Consider the following 11,227-nt stretch of genomic DNA (forward strand, 5'->3'; position numbering starts at 1 on the left):
ATGCCTCACGCCGCTAACCTGCCGCTCTGGGCGGCGATCCTGGTCGCCGCGTTCCTGGTGATCGGCGCCGGCCTGACGCTGATCGGTTCGTTCGGCTTCTGGCGCCTGCGTTCGTTCTACGACCGGGTGCATGCGCCCACCCTTGGCACAAGCTGGGGCACGGGCGGGATTGTCTTCGCGTCGATGATCTACTTCACCGTTCTTGAATTGCGACCAGTGGTGCACGAAATCTTGATCGGCATTTTCGTGACGGTCACGATGCCGGTGACGCTGATGCTGCTTGCCCGTGCGGCCATCTACCGTGATCGCGCCGAGCAGAATCCGGACGTGCCGGTGATGGAACCAGCGCGAGCAAGGCTGGAAGAAGCGTCGACGGGCAGCGAGACCGGTAGCCGTCTGCAGAATGGGATCTAGATGATTCCACATGGCCGGTCGGGACGCCGCAGCGGCACTGATCTGCCTGTGGCTTCGTCGGGGAGGGCGATATGCAGTCCATCACTCGCCACATCATCACCGGAGTCCTGACGATCATCCCGCTCGGGGTGACGGCCTGGATTGTCTCGTTCGTGGTGGATATGCTGGTGTGGGCCGGACGTCCCGCAACCTTCGCACTGGCGGGTGTGTTGCATCCGACCATGCCCGAGGTGGCGGAGCTGTTACTTGCCGGCTGGTTCCAGTCCGGCGTCGCCCTGGTGCTCGCGCTTCTCTTTCTCTTCCTTCTCGGCAAGACCTCTAACGCCGTGGTCGGACGACGTGTGCTGCGCGCGCTGGACAGGCTGGTCGAGCGCCTCCCGTTTGCTCGGACCGTCTATGGTGCGACCCAGACCTTGATCCGCTCGCTGGGCGGCGACGGAACGCCCACCGGACAGCGCGTTGTTCTGATCGAGTTTCCCTCCGAAAGCATGCGCGCCGTCGGCATCGTGACGCGCATCTTTCCGGAAAGCGAGCATCACCCGGAACTTGCGGCCGTCTATGTGCCGACGACGCCGAACCCGACGTCAGGCTTTGTCGAGCTCGTTCCGACGTCACGCCTCGTCTGGCTTGACTGGACCAAGAACGACGCCATGGCCTTCATCGTCTCGGGCGGTTCGATGGCCCCTGAAAACGTTCCGCTCAGCTGGCCCCAGCTGAACCAGAACGTCGTTATTCCTGATGCTGCACTAGCTGTGAGCGCTCAAAGCCGAGCACGACGAACAGAGCCATCACAAACGGGATGATCAGGTAGAGTAGGCGAAACACCAGCAGGGCCGCCAGCACGTCCGCCGGATCCATTTCCGACAGCCCCGTGATGAAGACCAGTTCGAGCACGCCAAGGCCGCCTGGCGCATGCGAGATCAGCGCCGCCGAAAAGGAGATCAGGAAGATACCGAGCACGACGATGTAGCCGGGGTTTCCCGCCTCCGGCAGTGCAAAATAGATGATGGCGGCAGCACCGATCAGCTCCAGCGGCGCGATCAGGAGTTGGCGCCAGACGATCGACAGGTTCGGATAGTGGATCTCGATCTTGCCCAGCTTCAGCGGACGCAGCTTCAGCGCGCTGCCGAGAACGTAAAGCCCAACGATTGCCAGCAGCGCCATACCGGTCGCCGAAGTTGCCGACACGGGCAGCACGTCAACGAAACGCTCGGTCAGTTCCGGCTCAAGGATCAGCACGATTCCCGTCAGCATCAGGGTGCCAAGGGCGAATGTGAACGAGCAGAACGCCACCAGCACGCCGACTTCGGCCGCGCTCAAACCCTTGGCGGAGTAGGCGCGGTAGCGGACGACGGAGCCCGAGAAGACAGATGCGCCAATATTGTGCGACAGCGCATAGGTCGTGAACGAGCAGACCGTCATGTAGAGCCAGCCGACGCGGCGGCGCAGGTGAAGCAGGGCCAGGTGGTCATAGCCGGCAAGAGCGGCGTAGGCGAGGAGGGTCGCACCGATCGAAAGAAGCCAGTGGCGTATCGTTATAGCTGTCAGGCTGTCCCAAAGCTCATCGAGTGAGAGACCTCGAAGCTCGTGGTAGAGAAGCCAGATCGAAAACGCGACGGCTCCAACTCCGACCACAGGCCAAAAATACTTGCTCACATACTTCACCGGCACCTATCCCCTTCAGTGGCGAGCCGTCCGTCAACCGCCGCCACGCCCCGTTTCCCCGGAGGTCGCCAAGCGACCGATTCTTATGGTTGGCCCCGGCATTCAGCCTGAGAAACCGGGACGTCGTGAACGGCGACGGAAGGCGAGGGAACCCTCGTGAATCCTCACCGCCACCCTGAGTAACATAGCGGGATTTCGGGAGATGAAAGGGAAAAAGCGCCTCTGTCAGGACGCCCGCGTGCATTTTTCGCAGCTGACCAGCGGGAGCCTGAGGGCAGCTAAAACGCAGGGTTGCGTCAGCGCAGCATCAGCACCTTGCAGGGGGCTCCGGCGTCGGCCGGAGGAGCATGCGGCTCACGGATGATCAGCGCATTGGCTTCCGCGAGCGTCTTCAGCATCGACGAATCCTGCGTCGGGAACGGGGTCGCAACCAACTGATCGCCATGATGCTCGGCGCTCGCCACGACAGCGCGGACATAATCGCGACGCGACTCGTTTGCCCCCATTGGTGTGCCAAGGACCGCGCTGCGGATATCGTGCTCGTAGGCCTGGCCGGTGAGGGCGGCGACGAGCGGTTTCAGGAACAGATGCCCGCAGACGATGCTCGAGACGGGATTGCCCGGAAGGCCCAGCACGCGCAGTTCGCCGAGGCGGCCGTACATCAGCGGCTTGCCCGGACGCATGGCGATCTTCCAGAAGTCGAGTTCCATGCCGGCGGCACCGAGCGCGTCCTTGACGAGGTCATGGTCGCCAACAGATGCCCCGCCAAGAGTGACGAGAACGTCCGCTCCGGACTCCCGGGCGCGACGAATCGCGTCATCCAGCGCGCCGAGATCGTCGCTGACGATACCAAGGTCGATCGAGCGTCCGCCTGCTTGCTGTACCAGCGCCATGATGGCGTAGGTGTTCGAGGCGACGATCTGGTCAGGGCCGGGCGTTGCGCCGGGTGCAACGAGTTCGGTGCCAGTGGCAAGGATTGCCACGACCGGCTTTCTGGCGACGTCGAGCACCGGATGATTGGCTGCTGCAGCAAGCGCCAGGGCGGCGGCGTCGAGAACACGTCCCGCTGCCAGCAGCTTCTCGCCTTCGGAAAAGTCGAGACCCGCCTTGCGGATGTGCCTGCCGCGTGCGGTGGCTTCCATCGCTTCGATCCGCCCGTCCTCATGGACGATCGCATCTTCCTGCAGCAGGACGGTGTCGGCGCCCTCCGGCACCGGTGCGCCGGTAAAGATGCGGACGGCTTCACCCGGCTGCAGCGTTCCTGAAAAGCGTTTCCCGGCGACAGATTCGCCTGCCGGACGGAGATAGGCCGGGAGCGTGGCAATGTCTTCTGCTCGGACGGCATAGCCATCCATGGCCGATGCAGGGAAGGGCGGCTGGGTGCGCCGCGCATGGAGGTCGGAGGCGAGAACTCGGCCAACCGCTTCGGCCAGCGACACCTGCTCCGAGCCAAGCGGTTCTACGCCGGCCAGAAGCCTCTGCAGTGCCTCGTCAACCGGTAGAAGCTGCGCCATTTCACTCGTTCTCCGCGCGGCGGAAGTCGCCCGACTTGCCGCCTGTCTTCTCCATCAGGCGGATGTCGGAAATGACCATCGCCTTGTCGACGGCCTTTGCCATGTCATAGATCGTCAGGCACGCCACCGACACGGCGGTAAGCGCTTCCATCTCGACGCCGGTCTTGCCGCTGACGCGCGCAAGCGCCGTGACCCGTAGGCCCGGCAGGGCGTCATCAGGCTCGATCTCGACCGCGACCTTGTTAAGGAGGAGCGGATGGCAGAGCGGGATCAGCTCGTGCGTCTTCTTGGCCGCCATGATGCCGGCAATGCGCGCTGCGCCAAGCACGTCACCCTTCTTTGCGTCGCCCGCCAGGATCGTGTCGAGCGTCTCGCGCTTCATGATGACCGAGCCCTCGGCTACGGCAGTGCGGACCGTCTCCGCCTTGTCTCCAACGTCGACCATGTTGGCCTCGCCGGATGCGCCGAGGTGGGTCAGCTTGCTCATGTCACGCCGCGATCCGCTGTCCGAGCAGCGTCTGCGTGGCAAGTGTCACGTCTTCCTGGCGCATCAGGCTTTCGCCGACCAGGAAGGTCGAGATGTTGACGCGCGAAAGGCGCACGCAGTCGTCATGAGTGAAGATGCCGCTCTCACCGACGATGATCTTGTCCTGCGGGATGAGCTTTGCCAACCGTTCAGACGTTTCGAGAGACACCTCGAAGGTGCGTAGGTTGCGGTTGTTGATACCGACCAGGGGCGAGGTGAGGGACCTGAGCGCACGCTCAAGCTCTTCCTCGTCATGCACCTCTATCAGCACGTCCATACCGGTCTCGAACGCCGTATCCTCGAGCGCCTTCGCCTCGTCGTCCGTCAGGCTCGCCATGATGATGAGGATCGCGTCCGCCCCCCAGCTGCGGGCCTCGTAGACCTGATATGGCTCGAACATGAAGTCCTTGCGCAGGGCAGGCAGCGAGCAGGCCTCGCGGGCGGCGGTGAGGAATTCAGGCGCGCCCTGGAACGACGGCTTGTCGGTGAGGACGGAGAGGCAAGCCGCACCACCCGCCTCGTATGCCTTTGCGAGCGCCGGGGGATCGAAATCGGGACGGATCAGGCCCTTGGAGGGGCTCGCCTTCTTGATCTCGGCGATGAGCGCGAAGGCGCCATGCGCGTGCTTGGCCTCCAGTGCCTTACGAAAGCCGCGGGCAGGGGCGACGTCGGCAGCACGAGCCTTGACCTCAGCGAGCGGAAGGGCTGCCTTCGCGGCAGCGATTTCCTCGCGCTTGTAGGCTTCGATCTTGCGCAGGATGTCAGTCATGCCTTGGCGCTCCGGTTCGACACCTCTATCAGCTTTTCGAGCTTTGCCTGTGCAGCGCCGCTGTCGATGGCCTCTGTTGCGAGCCTGATTCCTTCATTGAGGTCGACAGCCTTCGCGGCCACGACCAGCGCGGCAGCGGCGTTTAGCACCGCGATATCACGATACGGGCACTTCTCACCTGCGAGAACCCCGCGCAGCGCCTTCGCATTGTGCTCGGCATCGGCGCCCTTGAGGTCGGCTGGCGTTACGCGCGCCAGACCAACCTCTTCCGGCGTTACCTCGAAGATGCGAATCTGGCCGTCGCGGACCTCTGCTACCTGCGTTGTACCGGCCGTGGTCATCTCATCCAGGCCCTCGCCATGGACAACCCATGCAGACGTCGCGCCAAGGCCCTTCAGCACCTCGGCGATCGGCACCACCCATTGCGGCGAGAACACGCCGACCAGCTGCCTGGTTACGCCTGCCGGGTTGGCCAGCGGTCCGAGGAGATTGAAGATCGTGCGCGTACCGAGTTCAACGCGGCTCGGCCCCACATGGCGCATCGCCGAATGGTGGGCCGGTGCGAACATGAAGCCGACGCCGGCTTGGTAGATGCACTCGGATATCGCGTCGGGGCCGATCTCGATGTTGACGCCAAGCGCCGCAAGCGCATCGGCCGCGCCTGACTTGGAGGAGAGGGCGCGGTTGCCATGCTTGGCAACAGGAACGCCTGCGCCGGCCGCGATGAACGCCGCGCAGGTCGAGACGTTGTAGGAGCCCGAAGCATCGCCGCCGGTGCCGACGATGTCGACGGCATCGGCTGGCGCCTTCACCGGCAGCATCTTTGCGCGCATCGTCGCGACCGCACCGGAGATTTCGTCGACGGTTTCACCACGGGTGCGCAGCGCCATCAGGAAGCCGCCGATCTGGCTCGGCGTTGCCTCGCCCGACATCATGATGTCGAAGGCGTCGCGCGCTTCCTCGAAGGTCAGCGGCTGCCCGTTGGCCACCTTGGCAATGTGCGCCTTGAAATCGCTCATCTGGCCGCCCCTCAGAAACTCAATGCCTGCTGAATCGCACCGCGATCAACGCTAATCGAGTACTGCCCCTGCAACTTCGCCACAAGCTGGTCGATCAGGTCATCCGAGAGACCGGCGGCAAGCGCATCCTTGGTCTGCTGGTTGATCGCTTCGGCGGTGGCATTCATCGGCTGGACGGTTTCGACGACGCGGAAGACAATCTGCGTGCCTTCTTCCGGGCCTTCGACAACGCCGCTTTCGCCGGAAGCAACGCCGAACGCCGCCGCTACACCGGCCTGGCCGATGCCTGCATCATTGGCGTCACGCTTGAGGCCGCGCCGGGTCTGCAGCTCGACGCCGAGCTCCTGCGCGATCGCCGCAAAGTCTTCACCGTCCTTTACGCGCTTCTGGATCGCAGCGGCACGCTCGCCGAGACGAACCTCGGCTTCCTGCGTGGTCCAGTCGGCAACGACCTGGTCGCGGACTTCCGCGAGTTCGCGGTCGCGGGCAGGGGTGACACCTTCGACCTCGTAGAAGAGGAAGCCGTTCGAACCCAGCGGGATGGAGGGATTCTCGACGCCGACTTCGGTGTCGAAGGCCTCACGCAGCAGCGTGCTCGATTCCGGCAGGTCGGTCAGGATCGTGCCTTCCGGCGTCTTGCCGGCGCGGTCGACGGCCTCGATGGTGACGACTTCGAGCTGCTGGCGGGTTGCCGCTTCGCGCATCGTCTCGCCGGCGGCGCGCGCATCCTCGTAGGCGTCGTGCACTTCCATCAGGACTTCATTGGCCTCGGCAAGAGCGATTTCGCTGCGGATCTGGTCGGCGACTTCCTCGAACGGCTTGATTATGGCCGGGGTGATCTCGGTTACACGGACCAGCACCGGGCCGAAGGCGCCCTGGACGATCTCGCTGACCTCGCCCTGCTTGAGGGCAAAAGCTGCCTCGCCGATTGCCGGATCAGCAACGCGTTCCTTCTCGAAGGTCCCGAGCAGCGCGTCCTTCAGTGTCTTGCCCTGTGCGGCGACGATGTCCTCGAACGAGGTACCGGCGCGGATCTTGTCGAGCGCAGCCTCTGCCGCATCCTCGTTGGCGAAGACGATCTGCTCGATCGTACGCTTTTCCGGCGTGGTGAAGCGGGTGATGGTCTGGTCGAAGTGCTTCTTGGCATCTTCGTCGGTGACGGCGGCCGGATCGGCAATCGCCTCCGGCTCGAGCTTAACGTAGGAAATCTTGCGGTATTCCGGCGCTGCGTATTCCGCCTTGTGCTCGTTGAAGTAGGCGTTGACCTGCTCGTCGGTTGGCGCGGGTACCGGCTCGACCAGCGAACGGTTCAGCACGACGTATTCAACGGTGCGGTCCTCACCCTGGTAGAGCGCCATCGCCTTCAGGAAGGTGTCGGGCGTCGTCAGGCCATCAGAGACCGCCTCGACGATCTGCTGGCGAATCGCAACCTGCTCGCGGTTCTTGAGGTAGTCGTTCGGCGACATGCCGACCTGGCGCAGCACCCACTCGAACTGGGCGCGGTCGAAGCGGCCGTCGGCGGTGCGGAAGGCCGGGTCCTCTGCCGTCAGCGCAGCAAGGCGGTCGCGCGACAGGCCAAGGCGCATCTCGCGAGCCTGCTCGTCGAGCACTGCGCCAGCAACGAGCTGCGCCAGCACCTGGTTGTCGACGCCGAAGGCCTGCGCCTGCTCGCGGGTCAGCGGCGCGCCGAACTGCTGCGAGAGCTGGCGGACCTGACGGTCATAGGCGAGGCGATATTCGAGGATCGAGACGCGGGTCTTGCCAACCTCGACGACGTAGGAGCCGAGCCCACCAAAGATCTGGCCGGAAATGCCCCAGACTGCAAAGCTCAGCACGAGAATGACGAGGAGCAGTTTTGAGACCCAGGTACCAGCTGCGTTTCTAAGAATGGTGAGCATGTCGTTTCCCGGTTAGTGCCTAATACCGAGCGGAATGGCCGCGCTTCGGCAATACCGTCCTTCCCCGCCGGTGTCGATTGCTTTGTGTTCTGATTTTGATAGGAAAGCCCGGCGTCACCGCCAATTGAAGGGATTATGCTCGATGACACCCGGAATTCGTCCGCTCGTGGCAGGAAACTGGAAGATGAACGGCACGAGCGCATCGCTCACGGAACTGGCCGCGATCGCCAGCGGATTTTCAGGCGGACTCGAGGCGGAAGCGGACGCGCTGATTTGCGTGCCGGCAACATTGCTGTCGCGCGCCAGCGACGTCTTGTCGAAGAGCGTGGTTCGCTCGGGCGGCCAGGACTGCCATGCCAACGAGTCCGGCGCGCACACCGGTGACGTCTCAGCGGAGATGCTGAAGGACGCGGGCGCGGCGTTCGTGATCGTTGGCCATTCCGAGCGCCGCACCGATCATGGCGAAACCGACGAGGTCGTTCGCGAAAAGGCATCCGCTGCCTGGCGCGCGGGTCTGGTGGCGATCATCTGCATCGGCGAGACTGAGGCGCAACGCCGGGCAGGGGAGACGCTTGCGGTTCTTTCCCGTCAGGTCCAGGGTTCCGTACCACCCGGTGCGACCGCACAGACAACGGTGATCGCATATGAGCCCGTCTGGGCCATCGGCACCGGCCTTACGCCGTCGGCTGCAGACGTCGAGGAAGCCCATGCCCACATCCGCGCCGAGCTTGCGAAGGTGATGGGCGACGAAGCGGCAAAGACGCGCATCCTCTATGGCGGCTCGGTGAAGCCTTCCAACGCCAGGGAACTGATGGCCGTCGCAAATGTGGATGGCGCGCTTGTCGGCGGCGCCAGCCTCAAGGCTTCGGACTTTCTTGGTATTGCGGAAGCCTACCGTTCGATATAGGCAGATTGCCTGACAGGTCCGCGTCGATTTCGACGGAGGCCTTTTTGAGACGCATTGCGTCCCAATATGATTGGAAAACACGACGAAGCCGTGTAAGGAGCCGCGTGGCTGCCGCGCAAGTTTGCGCGTGGCCCGTGAACAACGCTGGAAGTGAGCCATGCAGACAGTCCTTATCGTCATCCATCTGATGGTCGTCCTCGCTCTGGTCGGGGTCGTGCTCCTGCAGCGTTCGGAGGGTGGCGGTCTTGGCATCGGCGGTGGCTCCGGCTTCATGACGGCGCGCGGCGCGGCGAACGCGCTGACCCGCACCACCGCCATTCTCGCGGTCGCGTTCTTCGCGACCTCCCTGGCGCTCTCTCTGCTTGCTCGCTACCAGGAGCAGCCGGTCAACATTCTCGATCGCCTTCCGACCACGGAACAGGGCCAGTCGGGCGGCGCGGGCATTCTCGATCAGCTTGGGCCGTCGGAGACGCCGGCGGAACAGCCGGCCCAGCCGCAGGTTCCTTCGGGCCAATAAGGTCCTGAAAGATCGATAAAAGCGCAGGGCCGGCGCGCGTCGGCCCTTTTCTTTTGTGAAAACTTGAACAGGAAATTGCTCCCTGTGAGCATTTTTCGCTGGCGGAATCAAAACCAGAAGGCTAAGCGACGACTCCCATGGCGCGATATGTTTTCATCACCGGCGGCGTGGTCTCCTCACTCGGCAAAGGCATCGCTGCAGCGGCTCTCGGAGCCCTGTTGCAGGCGCGTGGCTACCGTGTCCGGATCCGCAAGCTTGATCCCTACCTGAATGTCGATCCGGGGACGATGAGCCCCTACCAGCACGGCGAGGTGTTCGTCACCGACGATGGGGCCGAAACCGACCTCGACCTCGGTCACTACGAGCGCTTTACCGGCCGCTCCGCGACCCGGCAGGACAGCATCACCACGGGCCGCATCTACCAGAACATCATCGAACGTGAGCGCCGCGGTGACTATCTCGGCGCGACCGTGCAGGTCATCCCGCATGTCACCGACGAGATCAAGAACTTCATTCTCGATGGCAACGACGACTTCGACTTCGTGCTCTGCGAGATCGGCGGCACCGTCGGCGACATCGAGGCGATGCCGTTCCTCGAAGCGATCCGCCAGCTGGGCAACGAGCTACCGCGCGGTGGGGCCGTCTACATCCACCTGACGCTGATGCCGTGGATTCCGTCGGCAGGTGAACTCAAGACCAAGCCGACGCAGCACTCGGTCAAGGAGCTCCGCTCGATCGGTATCGCGCCGGACATCCTGCTCGTTCGCGCGGATCGTCCGATCCCCAAGGAAGAGCGCCGCAAGCTGTCGCTGTTCTGCAATGTTCGCGAGAGCTCCGTCATCCAGGCGCTGGACGTCGCGCACATTTACGACGTGCCTAATGCTTACCATCGCGAAGGCCTCGACAACGAGGTTCTGTCCGCCTTCGGCATCGACCCGGCTCCGAAGCCGCGCCTTGAGCGTTGGAAGGAAGTCACCGACCGGATCCACAATCCGGAAGGCGAGGTTACGATCGCCGTAGTCGGCAAGTACACCGGCCTCAAAGACGCCTACAAGTCGCTGATCGAAGCGCTCTCGCACGGTGGCCTTGCCAACCGCGTCCGCGTCAAGCTGGAGTGGATCGAGTCCGAGATCTTCGAAAAGGAAGATCCGGCGCCGTACCTCGAAAAAGTCCACGGCATCCTCGTTCCCGGCGGCTTTGGCGAGCGCGGCTCCGAGGGCAAGATCCTTGCCGCGAAATTCGCACGTGAGCGCAAGGTGCCGTATTTCGGTATCTGCTTCGGCATGCAGATGGCGTGCATCGAAGCCGCCCGTTCGCTGGCCGGCATCAAGAACGCCTCGTCGACCGAGTTTGGCGAGACGTCGGAGCCGGTCGTTGGCCTGATGACCGAATGGCTGCGTGGCAACATGCTTGAGAAGCGCCGCGCCAGCGGTGACCTTGGCGGCACCATGCGTCTTGGCGCTTATCCGTCGGTCCTCAAGGAAGGCTCCAAGATCGCGCAGATCTATGGCGCCACAGAGATTTCCGAGCGTCACCGCCACCGCTATGAGGTGAACGTCGACTACCGCGCACGCCTTGAGGAGTGCGGCCTGGTCTTTTCCGGCATGTCGCCGGACGGCGTGCTGCCGGAGACGGTCGAGTATGCCGACCATCCGTGGTTCATCGGCGTCCAGTACCATCCGGAGCTGAAGTCTCGCCCGCTCGAGCCGCATCCGCTGTTCTCGAGCTTCATCGCCGCGGCGGTCGAGCAGAGCCGTCTGGTCTGATGCGAGGCAGCCGCACAGGCGGCCCAACGATACGATTGCAAGGGCGTCGCAGGGAAACCTGCGGCGCCTTTGCTTTTGACCTCTCGAGCGCGCCCTCTGTCCTCCGGAAGACCTTCAGCGGCGTCCGCGCTGCCAGCACTTGGCAATCCTCCCGACGGGTGACTCGCCTTAATACGGGCAAAAGAAAAAGGCGGCCCGAAAGCCGCCTTTGTCGTTTCTGCCTAGCCTTGCC

Annotated in this window: 11 protein-coding genes; 5 read left to right on the forward strand and 6 right to left on the reverse strand. The window is 63.7% G+C overall.

Annotation, left to right across the window (positions count from 1 at the left end):
* A complete protein-coding gene (gene mnhG, locus L630_RS0103085; RefSeq protein ID WP_024846819.1) occupies positions 1-414 on the forward strand; it encodes a monovalent cation/H(+) antiporter subunit G in 414 nt (137 codons plus the stop codon).
* A 71-nt stretch (positions 415-485) separates the two neighbouring features.
* Positions 486-1,217 (forward strand): DUF502 domain-containing protein, encoded by a 732-nt coding sequence (locus L630_RS0103090; protein ID WP_024846820.1) that lies wholly within the window; start codon positions 486-488, stop codon positions 1,215-1,217.
* On the opposite strand, the gene L630_RS0103095 is transcribed toward L630_RS0103090, so the two are convergent.
* The 6 genes from L630_RS0103095 to L630_RS0103120 all read right to left on the reverse strand — a co-directional run bounded on the left by L630_RS0103095 (position 1,144) and on the right by L630_RS0103120 (position 7,805).
* The gene (locus L630_RS0103095) at positions 1,144-2,079 is read right to left on the reverse strand and encodes a lysylphosphatidylglycerol synthase domain-containing protein (RefSeq protein WP_024846821.1); all 936 of its coding nucleotides are present in this window, start codon (positions 2,077-2,079) and stop codon (positions 1,144-1,146) included. The two genes, L630_RS0103090 and L630_RS0103095, sit on opposite strands and share 74 nt — an antisense overlap.
* Positions 2,080-2,375: 296 nt before the next feature.
* Positions 2,376-3,593, reverse strand: a complete 1,218-nt coding sequence (gene glp, locus L630_RS0103100) for a gephyrin-like molybdotransferase Glp (RefSeq protein ID WP_024846822.1) — start codon at positions 3,591-3,593, stop codon at positions 2,376-2,378.
* 1 nt (position 3,594) lies between these two features.
* Positions 3,595-4,080, reverse strand: a complete 486-nt coding sequence (moaC, locus tag L630_RS0103105; RefSeq protein ID WP_024846823.1) for a cyclic pyranopterin monophosphate synthase MoaC — start codon at positions 4,078-4,080, stop codon at positions 3,595-3,597.
* Position 4,081: 1 nt separating this feature from the next.
* A complete protein-coding gene (trpC, locus tag L630_RS0103110) occupies positions 4,082-4,888 on the reverse strand; it encodes an indole-3-glycerol phosphate synthase TrpC (RefSeq protein WP_024846824.1) in 807 nt (268 codons plus the stop codon).
* Positions 4,885-5,907, reverse strand: coding sequence for an anthranilate phosphoribosyltransferase (trpD, locus tag L630_RS0103115; RefSeq protein ID WP_024846825.1), 1,023 nt, complete (start codon positions 5,905-5,907; stop codon positions 4,885-4,887). Before trpD ends, trpC begins: the two co-directional genes overlap by 4 nt.
* An 11-nt stretch (positions 5,908-5,918) precedes the next feature.
* A complete protein-coding gene (locus L630_RS0103120; protein WP_024846826.1) occupies positions 5,919-7,805 on the reverse strand; it encodes a SurA N-terminal domain-containing protein in 1,887 nt (628 codons plus the stop codon).
* A gap of 142 nt (positions 7,806-7,947) precedes the next feature.
* Here L630_RS0103120 and tpiA point away from each other — a divergent pair, with 142 nt between their 5' ends.
* The 3 genes from tpiA (at position 7,948) to L630_RS0103135 (ending at position 10,995) form a co-directional block, all read left to right on the forward strand.
* Positions 7,948-8,712 (forward strand): triose-phosphate isomerase, encoded by a 765-nt coding sequence (gene tpiA, locus L630_RS0103125; protein ID WP_024846827.1) that lies wholly within the window; start codon positions 7,948-7,950, stop codon positions 8,710-8,712.
* A 157-nt stretch (positions 8,713-8,869) separates the two neighbouring features.
* The gene (gene secG, locus L630_RS0103130; protein ID WP_024846828.1) at positions 8,870-9,229 is read left to right on the forward strand and encodes a preprotein translocase subunit SecG; all 360 of its coding nucleotides are present in this window, start codon (positions 8,870-8,872) and stop codon (positions 9,227-9,229) included.
* Between the two features lie 137 nt (positions 9,230-9,366).
* The gene (locus tag L630_RS0103135) at positions 9,367-10,995 is read left to right on the forward strand and encodes a CTP synthase (protein WP_024846829.1); all 1,629 of its coding nucleotides are present in this window, start codon (positions 9,367-9,369) and stop codon (positions 10,993-10,995) included.
* The last annotated feature ends 232 nt before the right edge of the window (positions 10,996-11,227 follow it).

The sequence above is a fragment of the Aminobacter sp. J41 genome (assembly GCF_000526635.1).
In the GTDB taxonomy this organism is placed as follows: Bacteria; Pseudomonadota; Alphaproteobacteria; order Rhizobiales; family Rhizobiaceae; genus Aerobium.